This window comes from Paenibacillus sp. J5C2022 (assembly GCF_025567625.1).
Classification (GTDB): Bacteria; Bacillota; Bacilli; order Paenibacillales; family Paenibacillaceae; genus Pristimantibacillus.
In genome coordinates this window covers 12,940-29,857 of sequence record NZ_JAOQJC010000004.1, presented here as the reverse complement: position 1 = coordinate 29,857, position 16,918 = coordinate 12,940, and the positions used below count along the sequence as shown (strand labels likewise).

The following is a 16,918-nucleotide window of genomic DNA, read 5'->3' as shown; positions in this document are numbered from 1 at the left end:
TATCTCGTCAAGTTGAACGATTGAAGGCTTGTACGACACGCGATGTATAATACATCATAGTGGCTACGAACTGCATTTTGTAGCCACTAACTGTGCTTTGAGCTGCTTACTGTCATTATGTAACTACTAACTGTGCTTTGGGCTGCTTACTGTCATTATGTAACTACTAACTGTGCTTTGGACTGCTTACTGTCATTATGTAACTACTAACTGCATTTTGTGTACTATATTGTAGTCAGAATCCATGTTCTCCCCACTTGAAATGGAAAATGTACAGTTATTTCTGATGTTGTCGGCTTAGCAGCAATGATAGTGATCAAATTAGTATCCAGAAATCCATCTCATTGTGATGGCAAGGTACAAATCGGTGAAAATAGTGACACTAAATACAGTTATACGGATTGCCGGATTGATATGGCATGCACCTCTTTTGGACTTGCTATGGCATCATGTCGAGCGATTAGAGTAAGGTAACAGCTATCCATCAGTCCATGCTGCACAGAGGAAGGTAGAGAAGCATCCAGGAGAGGCGCATACGCACCCCTCCTCTACCGCTCAAGCCGCTTAAGGAGCGAGCAGCGAGCTCGCATCGCGCAGCAGATAGTCCGCTGCCTCCGCCGCAATTGCTCCTCCCCGATTCGCTTCCACTAAGGCGATGAAGCCTTCCAGATCGCCATTGTAGATTTTTCTCAGCATGGAGAATAACAAAGACACCGACGAAATCCACCTTTGAGATGAGAATTGCAACGTTAGTGACCGCAGGCTATCTGCGCTCGCTGCGGTGTGGAACGTTACGGACTGGCTCGCCGCATTGCCTGCCAAGTCTCTGGCTGTCACGGTGAACACATGTGCACCCAGCGGCAGCGTGTACAGAGGAATACTGGCGCTGGGATCGATAACCGCTCCATCCAGCGTCGCCGCCGTATAACTGCCGTCGACACCTGAGCTGTCGTCCGAGATTTGGAACGACGTAAGCAGGCTGTCCGACGTCAGGTAGCTGCCATCGGAGACAGGCTCGTCTATCGCAATGTTCGGTGCTGCCGTGTCTGCGTGGAATTGCAGCACCGGCTTCGTGTCGGAACGAATCTGGCTGTGAATATACGTTGTGTATCCTTTGCCCGTCTGCTGAAGAGCAAAGCTTGCAATGCCGTCGCCGGCATGCTCTGCACGCACATAATCCGTCACATCGTATTCATGCCATGCTGCCGTCTGATTGAATGTTGCCGTCGCGACCAGATCCGCTGCATCCGGACGGTTGTTCCATGTAAGAGTAGACTCCGTCCAGTTGTCATCAGCTACGCCATGCAAGTGGGTAACGGACTCAGTACCGCTTGGATCTTGAACATAGCCGTATACGCTTAAGGTGACACGCTCAGTAGCGGATGGCATTTCACTGACATCGAACTGCAAGTAGGACATGCGATTGTATCCTTTATCCGGCGTGCCGGATTTGACGATCAGGTTATATCCGCTTCCGTAATTTTGATCTGCATAAACGCCATCACGCACATAAGTATCATGGAGCGGGAACACTCTGCTGCGATCCTTCGCCTCCAGATCTACGCTGGACATCCGAATATTCCATCCATCCTTCACCATAACTGTCAGTCTTGCCGTTCCTTCTGCTTTCGCCTCCGTCAGGCCGGAAGGAGTCACGGCGATAATATCAGGCTGATTAGAATAATACGTGACTTCCATTGCAGTCAAGTCCGCCTGCGTGCCGTCGCTCATCTCGCCTGTCACTGTCAGTTGAGTCGTATCTCCTATGTTGAGCGATGAAGCGTTAGCAGCGAGTGCAACCTTCTCCAGCCGAAGCGGCTTCGCGGGTGCCGGAATGACCACATCATATATTCTCGCCTCCGCCACGCTGTTCCACATACTGTTCGTATTGCCATGTCCGACAATGCGAATATATCGGGTCACATGCTCGCCGATTCCGTAGTTCTCCAGCTGCGCTGTCTCGCCGCTGGCCGTGCCGCTGAATACACTCGTCCAGTTTTGGGTGTCATCAGATACTTCAATATCAAATATAGCTCGTCGCTCCGCCCCCCTGAACCAGGCCAGTGATACACTGCGAACGGTTGTCGGAGCTCCCAAGTCGTACTGTATCCAGTGGCCGTCTCCTTCTACCGCCCATATCGTAGAGTAATTGCCGTCGACGGTGTTCTCTGGAATATTGTTGTCTTGCGGGCTGGAGAAGCTTGCAGCGACAGCTTGTACCGGCAGACCGCTATCTTGAGTAATGTCGCTTTCATATTGAAAATGAACGGCATAGCGGGTAGCCTCTGCCTCATTCGGATTCTGAACTTCAATCCATGCTGTCCCAGGCACCGCGTCAGCTTGTGTTACGGCAACCGATGTTCCCAGTTGTGCAGCCGATGCGGCAACATTCGGCACGCTCGTCATCTCCGCAGGAAGCATCACATTGTACGTCAGTGTATCCGGCATGAAGCCGTCTAATGCTACGCCGTCTATCGTCACCTCTTGCAGCAGCGACACTGACTCCGTCTCCTGTCCCCATTGCGACAACGGCGTCGTGACAGGCAGAGCGACAGGAGGCTCTTCCCACTCGCGGAGAGGAACCATGAGTACAGACAGCTGGAGGTGAGATACATCCGGTTCATGTATAGTGACCTTTCGCATACCCAGGTTAGGATTTTGCACCGAAGGATCGTGGGATGACGGCAGCGGCTGTGCGTCCATGACCGTGAATTGGCCTTGAGAGGACAGTATCCGCATCCACAAGCGCTTCCCATCCAATTGAAGGATAGCCGTCTTCCCATCGGCGCTCACTTCTTCCACATTCGCGCCTGTATGCATGAACCACCATATATGTCCAGGTTCGCTCAGTTCCACTTCATCTTGAACAAGGAACTGACGGCGATGATCCAACAGCTTGATGCCGCGGTGCGCCCGCAACACTTCCGGCCCTTGAAGCGGCTTCAGATCAACGATCGCATAGCCTCCTGTCACGCTTGAGCCGTATTCGATCATTTCTGCAGCGGTATTATAATCTTGCTCCGGTCCTATACCCGGGTTGATCACAATTGTATTCGTTCCTTCCGCCCGATTGCGGTAATAAGACCATCTTTGGTTATCAAAGTCAAAGTATCCTGGCATATCGTAATCATCAAAACCCAGCACATCGGCCCAGCGCACATCAAGCGCATCCAGCACGAATTCCCCTGCATCCAGTTGCCTGTGGCTCCGGTGATGATAAGCCCCTTTCAGACCTGTGAACAGTGCTTGGCGGTCTTCCCAAGCACTCCGGAAGGTCGCGGCATCAATATTTTCAAAATAGCGATCCTTCGGCATTCCTTCTTTTCTCGGGCCACTGTATGCGCTTGGACGGTACCATAGAAGATTTTCCGCCTCACCCAATGCTCCCTTACGGAACCATTGATACTCCGGGCGGTCGTATTGATTCGCCAGCCACATCAGCTGCGGTGACGGGAATCGTCCCGGGCCGCTGTCGGAGTAATTGAAAGAACGTTGGAACGGTCCTTCCATATAGATGGAGTAGTCCCCCGTCTCCGACAGTCCGGGCAGATTCGACAGACCGAAGTCCGTTCCCAATGCGCTCTGCATGCCCCCCAGATAAAGCGCTAAGTATTGCGAGGTGAAATCCCAATAGGAAGGGCCTTCGTACCATCCTCCATCGGGTGCGAATTGCTGCAGTGCTCCCTGTACGCTGTCCAATCCTTTGCGAAGCACTTCTTCGGCCAGCTGCCGATAGGCCGGATCATCCCCGATGGCCAGCGCCCCCGCAGCCAGTCCGCCATTGCAGACGACATTCCAATTGCTGACGGTTTTCGTCCACCACCGTTCGTTTGTATAGTCCCGCAGCCCCGGAATCAGACCTTTGACCGCAATCGCTTCCTTGATTACGTCCTTGCGGGATTCCGACCAGTAGGGATAGAACCAGTCATAGCCGATGGCTACAGCATGGATCATCTCTGCCGTTTCCAGGAAGTTGGAGTCCAGCCAATGCACGAATCCTGCAACCGCTTCCAATTCATCCCAAGCCCGTTCTGCATATGCTATATCGCCTTCCAGCCAGTAGGCCATCCCCAGCGTATACATCCGGTGATGCACAAGACGTGCTGTCTGCAACAACCGTCCAGTCCCGCTGAAAGTAACCACGGGCTCCTGAATCATCGCATCGGCATCCGCCTTCACCTTCTGATACCAGCCAGCGGCTAGCGGGTCGCTCTGTACCCGTGCTCCAATTGCCGCAAAATCATCGGCGTCCGCCAGCAGTCTGGGGTGGGTCGGCTTCAGCAAGCCCGTCAGCATGCCTTGGTGCAGCAATGAGACATTATCGAACCATACGCTCCCCGTCGCGAGCCACAGGAACGGCTCGATCTGAAAGCGCGTCGCATCGGCAGGAACCTCTGCGCTGTATGTCACCTCATGCCAATCCTTCGTTCCTGTGCCGACGACGATATACGCGCTATCGCCAACCTTGTTCCAGCTTTGGTCGAAGTACTGTATCCGGATCTGTGCTCCCTTGTCGCTGGAGACGATATTATCCAGCTTCACTGATAGGCTCAGATCGTATATTTCGCCGCCTGTAACAGGAACTGTTTGCTTCACATTGGCTCTGCTCACCGTATCTGCCTGGATGCGCAGCGATGCGGCGCCTTCAGCGTATACAGATGTATCTACCGAGACCGAAGGCGTTCCCGAAGCTATCCAAGACGACCAATTGCCGGGCATGCCCGTACTGGCATCATAGCTCTCGAAGCCGGGATTCGCCACCAGATTGGGCGAATGCCAGCCGCTCGCTTCCACTCTGTCCCCATAAGGGGGAAGGAGACTGGCCGCCAACAATACGGCCAGCAATACCGCTGTCGCCCGCTTCAGCAACCCCTGCCTCGCTCTTCTATTCACATTCCCCAACATTCATCACTCCTTCAGAAAAGTAACAAAGTAGGACTACCATTCGCTCATAACCTTTCTCAAGTCCATCTCATAGATCTGCCTGCTTCCCTCATGTGTCGAATCGAATGAAATATGCGTACCCGCGTAGTTCCAGCGGGGATGGAGATCGCAGCGCGCATCCAGCTCCGACGGCATGGCGGAATAAGAGCCCAGCGTCATACCGCGCCCGCTGGCGGGATGGTAGAGATACAGATGCTGCATCCGGTTCTCGTCGGGATAGCTGTCGTACAGCAGCCACTGCCGATCCGGCGAATAGCTGCAATGCCCGTCCTTGCGGAAGTACCCCATGTCTATGGTGCGTATATGTGCGGAGCAGTCTTGCCATTCGTACAGCTGATTGCCCTGCGGGCCGTCGCTATAGATCAGCAATTCCCGCTCGTTCTTCCAGTAGTAATGAGAGGCGAAGGAGTAAGCATCCTTCTTCGCGAACAGCCCGCTTCCGTCCCTGTTCGCCGTGACGACAACCGTTCCCCAAGTACGACCCTGCGAAGGAAAGTTGCGAAGCAGCATGACGAATCGGCTGCCGTCGTTGTTGAAGGTAAGATGGTTCACGAGCAGCTTGATGTCTTCTCCCGGCATATACCCTTGCGTGAACGATTGCAGCTGACGCAGGGACAGCGCCAGCCTGCAAGTCCCGCTCTCCAGATCCAGCAGGTACACCCCGTCTTCCTCCGGAGCCAGCTTTCGGTCATGCTCAGCATCCGCTCCCGCATATCCGTAGCCCGGCCGGAACTGGAACATGCGGCCGAAGCTGACGCTGAGCGCATAGCGGCCGTCAAGAGATACGCATGCGATCGGAAGCGGCAGCGTCCTCGACGTGCCGTTCGCCACATTCATCATCACGCCGCATAAGCTGCCGTTATCACCATAGCTGTTGAACAGGATTTCCCTATCCGCATGCTGCGGCCGCCATTGCAGCATCGCGCCTTGCTGGAAATTCCATGCCCGCGTCTCCGCAAGCGCTGTGAATGCTCCGCTTTCCCCGTCCAAAATACCGATTTCGCAGCTTTCCGTCCGCTCGGGTATACGCCCTGCGAATGATGTGCGATGCGCCAGGTGAAAGCTCCCTTTACCGCCGTAAGCGCATACATCATAATAGCCAAAAAAGTAATGTCCCTCCCCATTGCTCAAACGTCTGGACTGCACTCTCTCCCACTTGTACAATTGAATCCCTCTTTCTCGTCTTATTCTCTGCATACTTCGTGCATGCACTGTGTCCTTCGAGCATCCATCAATTGCCGCAGTCAATGCCGCACAACATACCATTGTAATACAGCATCGCATACGCACGTCTGACGCTTCTCACAATTGCTTCGCAATACGATTCCTTCGCAGAATCGCTTCACAGCAATTGACACAATTACGCCTTGGCTATACAATGTTGCCAACTAACGACCCATGAAGGGAGCATAACCGTGTCCCGATCGATCATTATTCCTTACCCCTCCGAGGCATATCTGGACGTGAACTACTTGCAGCGGCAACAAGGCTGGTCCAAGGAGCCCCATCGCCATGCCTATCATCAGTTGATCTGGGTGACGGAAGGCATGCTGCAGATGCATATCGCGGACAAGCCGTATGAGCTGAAGCCCGGCATGCTGTGTCTGATTCCTCCTGACATGACGCACAATCTCTATACCCCTTCCGGTTACGTGCAATTCGGACTGAATCTGAACCACAAGACGGCCTCCGACATGCGATCGCTTCTGCTCTCCCATATGACGGAGCTGACGATTGTGAATTACGCCCATATGCAAGGTAAAATCGCCGTTATGCTGCAGTTGGGCGAGCATGCGAGCAAGCTGTCCAGACTGAAGCTGGCGAACGAGCTGGACGCTCTGCTTATCGCGATCATCGAGCATTCGTTGCAGCGCAGCGAAGCGGAATTCCGGCTTAAGCTGCTGCAGAAGCTGCGTCAGCATCTGACCGGCAAGCTTACTCTGCTGGAGATTGCCCGCCACTTCTGCATGAGTCCCTCGCATCTGGAGCGCCTCGTCCATCGCGAATTCGGCTGCGGAGCAATCGAGCTGCACAATCAGCTGCGCATCGAGCAAGCGTGCACACGGCTGATCCAATCCGAAGACGCCATCGAGCTGATCGCCCATGAACTGGGCTTCTATGACGCTTCGCACTTCTCTCGCTACTTCAAGCAAAAAATGGGTCTGTCGCCCACCCAATACCGGCGGGCTTCCTATTCCGATTAATCCGCACTTCACCTCCTATTCTGCTGTTACTATAACAAAGCCTCTATCGCCCGACCTATAGAAAAAGTAATCGCAAACTTGTATATTCTTCTCCTGCCTCGCCTGCAGCCCCAGTCCCTCCATCTGCTTAAATCGCAGCGATATTTTTCAATAATGACAAAATAACCCCACAAGTGGAAACTTCTGCAAAAGTCGTGCTTTTAAAGAATCCGACTATTTCAGGGGGTCAATAAATGTCTCCCCTACCTCAAAACGAGCCTTAGAATCGATTCTAGTGGCTCGTTTTTTTGATTCACTTAAGTTGGTATTCCGAATGAGCACTTTTGCAGCAGTCTCCAAGTGTGGGGCTTTGCTTCGAAGCATGCACAGGTACTTTGCGGGGGACCCGGAACTTATTCTTTATACAAAAAAAGGGGCTGCAATCAGCCCCATTCAGCTTGTACGCCTGTAATGACTCCCCATAGCCAAAGTGGCTAAAGATAGGGCTTTTCGGCGCTAATTCATAAAACTATTCCAACTGCACGTCATCGTCATCATCCACAGCTGTAGTCGTTTCTCCCGTTGCCTCTTCAGCCACTTCTTCAGTCTCCGCTCCCTCCGCTGCCGGTCCGCCAAGCAATGCGTTGGCGTCGCGCAGCAAATATGCGGCGGCCTCCGCGGTAATATGCTTCCCGCTCTGCGCTTCAACTTCATAGATGAATGCTTTCAGATTGTCTTGCTGCAGCTTCTGAGAAAGGTTCTTCCATACGTCCTTGTTGTCGATCCATCCCTCCCGGGCGAATGCGATGAGCAGGTCATGCAAGCTTCCCATGCTTGCCTCCGTTCTGAACGTAACGGAGCGGCTGGACGTATTGCCAGCATTGTCGCTTGCCGTCACCGTGAATACATGCAGCCCCAGTGACAGCGTATACAGCGGTATGGCAGCTTCGGAATCGACCGTCACTCCTCCGATCGCCGCCACCGTGCGGCTGCTGTCCACGCCGGATTCCTCATCCGTAACCGTGAACAGCGGCGTCAGCTCATCTGCCGTGCGATACGTCACCTCTGCAGGCTCCACTATCGCAATCTGCGGTGCCGTGTTATCGGTATGGAATTGAAGGGCAGGCTTATTGGCGACGTGCTCCTTGCTGTGAAGCACAAGCACATAGCCGGTTCCGTTCTGCTTCAGCGCCAAGCTGACGATGCCGTCGCCTGCCGCTTCCTCCAGCACATAATCTGTAATATCGATCTCATGCCAGGAAGAAACATCATTGAAGTGCTCCACCGCGATCTCAGCTCCAATAGCCGGCTGATTGCTCCAAGTGAGCGATTGTTCGGTCCATGAGTCATCGGCGACCTTGTGCACATAGACATCCGCTTCGGTTCCGTTGCTGTCGCCTATATACCCTTGCACGTTCAAGGTTACGCTCATCGTACCGGCAGGGATAGAGGAAGCGTCGAATTGCAGATAAGATATCCGGTTGTATCCGTTGTTCGGAATAGACGCCTTCACCAGCAGAGTGCTGTCGCTGCCGTAATTGTCTCCGCTATAGGCGCCATCCCGGACGAAGGAATCATGCAGCGGCATCCGCATGCTGGGATCCTTCGCCGTCAGCTGCATACTGGCCATCTTCACGAGCCAGCCGTCCTTCACCATAACGGTAATCTTGGCTGTACCATCTCCTACCGCCTCCGCTAATCCCGATGGCGATAGTGCGATGACATCCGGACGATCCGAATAATACGTCACCTCCGTTACGCTCATATCCGCCGGCGTTCCATCTGTCAGTTCGCCGCTTACGGCAAGCTGCAGAGAGTTGCCCAAGTCGATCGTATCCGCAGAAGCGGAGAGCGCGACACTGTCCAGACGCACCGGCAATTGCGGCCCTGGAATGACGATATCGTGGATGCGGGTTTCCAGTATGCTATTCCATAGATTGCTTGTATTGCCGTGGCCAATGATTTTCACATAACGGGCGTTATGCTCGCCGATATCGTAATTTTCCAGCTCCAATGTATCGCCGCTGCTGCTTCCGCTATAGACTGTCGTCCAGTTCGTTCCGTCCTCCGACAGGGTAATATCGAAGATGGAACTTCGCTCATTGCCCCGGAACCATGCCAGCGACACACTCTTCACCGTAGTCGTTCCGCCCAGATCGTATTGTATCCACTCTCCGTCTCCTTCCGCCGACCATCGCGTCGCGAAGTCTCCGTCCAGCGTATTCTCCGGAATATTGCCATCATCGGAGCTGGCCGTCACGGCAGCGACAGGCAGCCCGCTATCTCCTCCATCATTCGATTCTTCTCGTTCGAAGTGAATCGCGTAGCGGGTGACGTCTCCTCCTGGAGCATTCTGCACTTCAATCCAAGCGGTGCCAGGCAGCTCCGCCGCCTGTGACACGGAGACACTGGCTGCAGCATTGCTTGCCGCCGCACCTACTGCGGGAGCGGTTGTCGCTTCGGCAGGCAGCTTCATATGGTAAGTGAACGTATCCTCCGCGAACTCTGACATGGCCTCGCCGTCCAGCGTGACGCTCTCCAGCAGAGATACGTTCTCCTGCGCTTCAGCCCACTGCGACAGCGGAACGACGGAGGGCAGGTCGGTCGGAGCCTCCTCCCACTCATGGAGAGGCACCATCAGAATGGACAGCTCAAGTCCCATCGTATCCGACACGTGAACGGCTACCTTCTTCGTCCCGATATTAGGGTTCTGTCCAGCTGGATCGGGCGACGCCGGCAGCGGCTCGGCATCCATAATTGTGAATTCGCCTTGGGCCGACAATATCCGCATCCATAAGCGCTTGCCGCCCTGGCTAAGAATGGCTGTCTTGCCATCCGGGCTGACTTCTTCTACATAAGCGCCCGTATGCATGAACCACCATATATCAGAAGGCTCGGTCAGCACCACCTCATCCTGCACGAGGAACTGTCGCCGATGGTCCAGCAGCTTGATACCGCGCTCCGCCTTGACTGCCGCTTCGGAATAGACCGGCTGAAGATCGACGATCGCGTAAGCTTCCGTCAGATCGGACCGGTAATCGATGACTTCTGCCGCGCTTCGAATATCCTGCTCCGGCCCCATGCCGGGATTAATGACGAGCGTATTGCTGCCTTCCGCACGATTCCGATAGTACGTCCAGCGCTGGCTGGCCGTGTCGAAGTAGCCGGGAAGATTGTAATTGTCCGCTCCCAGCAGCTTCGCCCAGCGAACGCCAAGCGCATCCAGGACGAATTCACCGGCATCCAGCTGCTTATGGCTCGTATCGGAATAGGCGCCCTTGATACCGGCGAACAGCGCATTGCGATCTTCCCATGTGCTGCGGAACAAGGCAACGTCTATATTGGAGAAGTACCTGTCCTTCGCGAGTCCCTCCTTGCGCGGACCTTCATACGCATTCTCTCTGTACCAGAGCAGTCCTTCCGCCCTTCCCGGCGTCCGCTCGCTGAACCATTGATAAGCCGGAAGGTTATACTGCTGAGCCATCCACATCAGCTGCGGCGCTCTCGTGGAATCCGGAGATGCGTCAGAGTAATTGTATGTCTGGCCGATTGGCCCTTCCATGTAGATGGGGAATTGCCCCGTCTCCGCCAGACCTGCCCGCGCGGACAGTCCGAAGTCCGTGCCAAGCGCGCTCTGCATGCCCGCCAGATGCAGCGTCAAATATTGCGTTGCATAATCCCAGTAGCTGTAACCTTCGTACCAGCCTCCGTCCGGCATGAACTGATCCAGTGCCTTCTGTACGGAGTCCAGTCCCTTGCGCAGTATCTCATCCGCCAGATAGCGGTATTCCGGAACGTCGCCGATGGCCATAGCCCCGGCTGCCAGCCCGCCGTTGCAGACCATGTTCCAGTTGCTGACCGCATTGGGCCACCATGCCGATTCGTATTGCTGCAGCCCCGGCATTAACCCCATCGTCGCAATCGCATGCCGGATGGCTTCCTTCCGCGTCTCCGACCAGTAGTCGTAGAACCAGTCATAGCCGATCGCGAAGGCATGCGTCATCTCCGCCGTATCCAGGAAGTGACGCGGATTCCAATCCGGGAATGCTGCTACCGCTTCCAACTCTTCCCAAGCCCGTTCCGCGTACAGCGCATTTCCTTCCACCTGATATGCCATACCCAGCGTATATATCCTCCGCAGCACTTCCCGGCTCGTAGCCAGCAAGCGCAGCCCGTCCGGTATTTCATAAGAGGAGACAGGCATGCCAATGATGCTGTCCGCATCCTGCTTTACGCTCTCATACCAATTAGCGGCTAATGGATCTTGCGACACTCGTTGCCCGATTGCCAGGAAATCGTCGGCATCCGCCAGCAGACGGGGATGGTCCGGATTCAATATCGCCGTTATCGTCCCTCCCGGAAGCAGCTGGACATCATCGAACCATACCGTGCCTGTCGCAGCCCATATAAAATTCTCGATCTGTAGCTTGGCCGTTCCGGGAGGCGTCTCTACCGTATACTGCACCTTCTGCCAGTCCAATGTCCCTTTCCAGCTGTCCAGATGAAGATTGCCCCCGATCTTGGTTCCCGTCTCATCAAAAAATTGCATGCGTACCGTTACTCCCATATTGCTGGATACGATATTGTCGAGCTTGATCCACATGCTCAGCTCATAAGGAACGCCTCCTTGAGCGGCAACCTGCTGCGTGACGCTAGCCCTGGCTTCTGCTGCAGCATGGATGCGCATCGATGCGCTGCCCTCATGAGCAATCGTCGTATCCACTCCCATTTCGGGCGTCCCGTCCGGCACGAAGGTTGTCCACATCTCAGGAAGCCCGTTGGCATCATAAGCTTCATATCCGGCATTGGCGAACAGATTCGGCGGGTCCCAGTTATTGGCCGCCTCTACTCTGCTGTTCATTAAGGGAGTCATACTTACCATCATTGCGATCATCAACCAGGCTGTCAGCACTCGCTTTATCCGCAGCGCCGCATCCTTTTTGTCACGAAGAGCATGCACGAGTCTTCACTCCTTATTCTACATAATGAGCTTCCACCTTTCCCAATAGATGTTCCCATCTGGTTGCAGTCAGCCGAACTCCCCCCTTTCCATATCACCCATAAATTATAAGCGCTTACATTCCGAATTGTAGACAGACCGATTATCCGATCCACTAACAAGATTTCATCTCCACATCGAAAAAAGCCTGTAAAACCGCGGTTAACGGCTTCACAGGCCAATCCTTATAATTGCGTCTGATCCAGCAAATGCTTCGTCTCCACCAGTGCCACAGTAGGGGCGCCAAGCACCGTTGTCGTGTAACAGATCCATTCGTCATTCAGGCAAAACTGCGGATGCGGGTCGGTATGATATCTCCCTCTTCCGAGGGGCGGCTCCGGCAAATTCGAGACGATATTGATCTCGCGCGAAGTCAATGTATTGTAGAATGCAACTCTGCAGCCGTCCTTCCAAGTGTATGGACCAATATCTCCTGCTACGTATTGTCCTGACCGATCGCAATGGGAATGGCACGTGCCGCTCTTCCATACAATCTTCCGCTCGCCTGTCTCTATATTCACCTTCTCGGTTCCGTGCTTGTAATCCACGTACCAGACATGCTTCCCGTCCGCTCCCCACCATTCATGAGCCTGTCCGCTGGAGCCATCGGCGCGGATCGGCCTCGCTTCCTCCCCGCGCCGGATGAGCCACATCCGATTGTCGAGCCACCCCTGATGGCCGCTGTTCTGATCAATCCAGGAATCCTGGGCAATCAACTGAAGATCGGGATCTGTAGGGCTGAATTGTCCATGATTGTAGCAGCGGTCGAATGACTGCCAGATAGCGATCGGGCTGCCGTCCAGAGGCGCTTCGCCGCAAAACCATTGTTCACCGAACTCCGCATCCACGGACAACGAGCGCCGATCGGCCGAGAAGGTCAGATGTGTGGCGATTCGTGCCGGGCGCCTCCGCTTCGCCAGCTCCTCGGGGAACGAATGAACTAACGCGGCCTCATCCTTCTCTTCAGGCCCGCGTCGCCATATGTCCAGCCCCGTGCACCAGTAAGCTTCTCCGCTGTCGAGATCGATTAGCGGCGAAGCATCCAGAAACGCTGTCTCCGGAAAATGCCGTATGGTATCCTCCTGCAAATCTGCTACACCCAGCAGCCGGCCATAATGCGAGCTTCCCGAAGGAGGAAATGCGCAATAAAACCATAAATAACGTCCATCCCGGGTCATACTCTCATTGGTGAAATAGAATGAGGATTGATAAGGAGCCGTTCTTGCCGTCAGTATCCAGCTCTCGACTCCACTCACAGGATCGATCCATTTCGTGAACATTGCACTTTTCTTAATCGGACTGTCTGTTTCCGCTAGCAACACTGCATCCCCCTTTTTTGATACCCCGCCATTTTTTCCAAAGTTTAGCATGATGCCAGAAGGATTACAATTCTTTTCGAGCAAACGGCAATACGAAGCATTTGCATAATTTCCGCAGCAATGCGCAGGCTATGGGTATTGCCAATTTTTAGTTGCAACGATATCAATTCACACAGGAGGTTATTTGCTCACGATGAAGAAGATGATAATGCTCATGGGAGCTCTGCTGTTGGCATGCTCCATCGCTTATGCTTCTGCCCGCGAAGATATAGCGGAAGAAGGAGTCGGCCATAACGAAGCCGGCCCTATAGCGGACGTTGCCGCATTAACCGTCGATATGACGAATCAGCAAGGGGAACGAATCGGCAGAGCGACCATCACCGAGAACACCGATAAAGTTCGCATCCATCTGGAAGCAGAGGGGCTTCCTCCAGGCAAGCATGCTCTGCACTTCCACGAATTCGGCAAATGCGAAGGACCAGACTTCAAAAGCGCCGGCAGCCACTTCAATCCTTACCATAAACAGCATGGCTTCAACAATCCGAAGGGGTTCCATGCTGGAGACTTGCCCAATATCGAAGTCGATGCTTCCGGCAAAGTGAAAGTCGATATCATTAGCGCCGTGGTCACGCTTAAGCCGGGCAAGCCCAACTCCTTGAAGCGCGAAGGCGGCCTGTCGCTCATCATCCACGAGAAAGCCGACGACTATACGACGGACCCTTCGGGCGAGTCGGGCGCCCGCATCGCTTGCGGCGTTGTGAATTGAATCCGCTCATCGCTCTTAAGCTCCAGACAACATGAAGGGAACGCTCATTACCGAGCGTTCCCTCATCATTTCCCATTCCCTGCAGCAGATAAGTGCATGGCCTCCTTACATGCTCCAGCTCCTTCTCGGCTTATATGCTGCCCCTACGATGAAATCCTGCTCCACTTCATTCGGCAGCCCCTTCATCTCAATGCCCGCCGATTGCGACACGATTAACATCTTGCAGGCCATTTCCAATGTATGAAGCGCCATTCTGGCTTCTCGAATAGACGTATCGTACACAAGAACGCCATGATTGTCGAGAAGCAGAATATTGGCCGATTTCGCTTTGCCGCGCACTCCTTCACCCAGCGCCTCGCTACCCGGATGAGAATAGGGAACACGCTCCACACGCTCCAGATAATACATCGATTCAATGAACCAATTGGATGGAATCTCGATGCTGGAAGCTGCCACCAGCGTACTGTAGAAGGGGGATGCATGCAGCACGGCATTGATTTCTGGACGCTCTTCGTATACAGCCCGATGCATCGGGGTTTCCTTGGAAGCCTTGCGCCCTTCCACGCCGAACGTGTTGCCCTCCAGATCGCATTCAATCAGGTCGTGGTCATCCAGTTCGGCCATGAATGTACCGCTGGCCGTAATGACATAACGGTCTTCGGCAATTCTGGCGCTAATATTCCCCGAATTCCCCCAAGCAAGCCCATACTTCATCATATATTTACCGGTTTGCTGCAATTCTCTTCTAACCGCTCCGTCCTCCTTCATTTCATTCACCTCCTCCTGTTAACCTCGAATATAGCCACTGCCAACGGACGTTGCTTATTCCAACAAATTCGGTACGAACATCGTCAATTGCGGAACAAATGTGATCAGAAGCAACGTGACTATTAGCAAGATATAGAACGGCACCATCCCTCTGGTGATCTGAAGAAGATTGATCTTCGCCAATTGGGCCGAAATGAACAGATTGACGCCAAGAGGCGGGGTGCACATGCCGATAGCCAGATTGACAATCATAATAATGCCGAAGTGAACCGGATCAATGCCAAGCGTGACGGCTACAGGCACGAGCAGCGGAGCCAGAATAATGATGGACGCATTGGTTTCCATAAACATCCCGACGAACAGCAGGAACACATTCACCAGCAACAGGAATACGATTGGATTATCGGAAATGCCGATAAAGAACTGTGCAACATCCTGCGGAATGCCCTCACGCGTAAGAATCCAGCCGAACAGCCCTGCGCTGGCCAAAATAAACATAATCGTCGACGTCGTAATGACGGACTGGGTTAAAATATGAATCAGCTTTTTCAGCTTGATTTCCCGATAGATCAATACGCCAACGATGAACGCATAGGCAACAGCGATCCCAGCCGCTTCCGTTGCCGTGAAGAATCCGCCGTAAATACCGCCAAGAATAATAACAGGCATCAGCAGAGCGAAGAAGGCATCCTTGAACGCTTTCCACAGCTCCTTGCCGGATTTCCGGGTTTCTTTCGCGTATTTGCGCTTCTTCGCAATGATCAGGATAGTCGCAATCAGTGACATAGCGACGAGAATACCCGGCACCATGCCAGCCATGAATAACGCTCCGATCGACGTTTCCGTCGATACGCCGTACAGAATTAACGGTATGCTGGGCGGAATGATGACACCCAGCTCGCCTGATACGGACTGAACCGCACCCGTAAAATTTTTATGGTATCCCCGGGCGATCATGGCCGGGATAAGAATACTCCCCAGAGCCGCGGTAGTGGCCGCGCTCGAGCCCGATATCGCCGCGAAGAACATGGATGTCACGACTGTGACGATCGCCAATCCTCCCGAGAAATGGCCTGTCAGCGCGTTCGCGAATGCGACAAGTCTTCTTGATATTCCTCCGTATTCCATCAATACGCCGGCAAGAACAAAAAACGGAATGGACATAAGCGGGAATGAATCGATGGATGTAAATGAGCGCTGCACCAACACGGTCAGCGGCGTGCCGCCGTCCCACCATAGCGCTACTGCGGCAGCAAGCCCCATTGAGATGGCAATCGGTATGCCAAGCGCAAAAAACAGGATGAGAAACAGAAACAGTACTGTACCCATTAAGACTGCTCACCTGCCTTCAGCGCTTCGGAGACTTCCGAAGTGTCGATATCGTCCTTCGTCAAGAAATCGATTATATTAGCTGCCGAGTTAATAATCATAAGCAAAGCGCCGAGAGGAATGGCCATGTAAGGAATATCCATATTGATGCCAAGGCTCGCAGAGGATTGCCTGCTTACAACATCAAGCATATCCACCCCTTTGAAGAGCAGAATGACAAAAAACACGATAGAAATAAGCGAAATCAAAATTCTAAGCACTTTACGCACCTTGGGGCTAACGCTTTCCACAATGATCTCGATCGCAATCATCTTATGGTTGCGAATCGCCAGCGGAGCGCCCAGAAATACAGTGTAGACCATCAAATATCGCGCCGCTTCCTCGGACCAGGCTAATGGAAAATTAATCACAAATCGGCAAAACACTTGAACAACAATAATAATGGACATAGCGCCAAGCATAAGGCCGACTACGATTCCCACAAACTTATTCAAGCCATTTATAGCTTTCATAGTTGCCTTCATTGAGGTTATCCTCCTGTTCAGAAACTCTCGCTGTCGCAAAAACTCTACAGAAAGGCCGGTGTCTGCTTGTCTGCTCTATGCAATCC

Annotated in this window: 9 protein-coding genes; 2 read left to right on the top strand and 7 right to left on the bottom strand. The window is 53.5% G+C overall.

From position 1 onward, the window contains the following. Positions 1 to 564: 564 nt before the first annotated feature. Positions 565 to 4,905: a CBM96 family carbohydrate-binding protein gene (locus tag M6D81_RS04325; protein ID WP_262675597.1), complete on the bottom strand. Its 4,341-nt coding sequence runs from the start codon at positions 4,903 to 4,905 to the stop codon at positions 565 to 567. A 33-nt stretch (positions 4,906 to 4,938) separates the two neighbouring features. Continuing rightward, positions 4,939 to 6,108 carry a TolB-like translocation protein gene (locus tag M6D81_RS04320; RefSeq protein ID WP_262675596.1) on the bottom strand — a complete coding sequence of 390 codons (1,170 nt, stop codon included), beginning with the start codon at positions 6,106 to 6,108 and terminating at the stop codon, positions 4,939 to 4,941. Between the two features lie 251 nt (positions 6,109 to 6,359). Here M6D81_RS04320 and M6D81_RS04315 point away from each other — a divergent pair, with 251 nt between their 5' ends. Beyond that, positions 6,360 to 7,148 (top strand): AraC family transcriptional regulator, encoded by a 789-nt coding sequence (locus tag M6D81_RS04315; RefSeq protein WP_262675595.1) that lies wholly within the window; start codon positions 6,360 to 6,362, stop codon positions 7,146 to 7,148. A gap of 508 nt (positions 7,149 to 7,656) precedes the next feature. Here M6D81_RS04315 and M6D81_RS04310 read toward each other — a convergent pair. Next, entirely contained in the window at positions 7,657 to 12,087 is a 4,431-nt protein-coding gene (locus M6D81_RS04310; protein WP_262675594.1) for a CBM96 family carbohydrate-binding protein, read from the bottom strand. 224 nt (positions 12,088 to 12,311) lie between these two features. Beyond that, positions 12,312 to 13,445, bottom strand: a complete 1,134-nt coding sequence (locus M6D81_RS04305; RefSeq protein WP_262675593.1) for an oligogalacturonate lyase family protein — start codon at positions 13,443 to 13,445, stop codon at positions 12,312 to 12,314. A 193-nt stretch (positions 13,446 to 13,638) separates the two neighbouring features. On the opposite strand from M6D81_RS04305, the gene M6D81_RS04300 reads away from it, so the two are divergent. Next, the gene (locus M6D81_RS04300) at positions 13,639 to 14,211 is read left to right on the top strand and encodes a superoxide dismutase family protein (RefSeq protein WP_262675592.1); all 573 of its coding nucleotides are present in this window, start codon (positions 13,639 to 13,641) and stop codon (positions 14,209 to 14,211) included. Positions 14,212 to 14,316: 105 nt separating this feature from the next. On the opposite strand, the gene M6D81_RS04295 is transcribed toward M6D81_RS04300, so the two are convergent. Genes M6D81_RS04295 through M6D81_RS04285 form a run of 3 tightly spaced genes read right to left on the bottom strand, consistent with a single transcriptional unit; the run spans position 14,317 to position 16,832 of the window. Continuing rightward, the gene (locus M6D81_RS04295) at positions 14,317 to 14,979 is read right to left on the bottom strand and encodes a class II aldolase/adducin family protein (protein ID WP_262675591.1); all 663 of its coding nucleotides are present in this window, start codon (positions 14,977 to 14,979) and stop codon (positions 14,317 to 14,319) included. A 54-nt stretch (positions 14,980 to 15,033) separates the two neighbouring features. Beyond that, complete coding sequence (locus tag M6D81_RS04290; RefSeq protein ID WP_262675590.1) at positions 15,034 to 16,308, bottom strand: TRAP transporter large permease; 1,275 nt, start codon at positions 16,306 to 16,308, stop codon at positions 15,034 to 15,036. Further along, the gene (locus M6D81_RS04285; RefSeq protein ID WP_262675589.1) at positions 16,308 to 16,832 is read right to left on the bottom strand and encodes a TRAP transporter small permease; all 525 of its coding nucleotides are present in this window, start codon (positions 16,830 to 16,832) and stop codon (positions 16,308 to 16,310) included. The genes M6D81_RS04290 and M6D81_RS04285 overlap by 1 nt, the downstream gene beginning before the upstream one ends. Between the last annotated feature and the right edge of the window lie 86 nt (positions 16,833 to 16,918).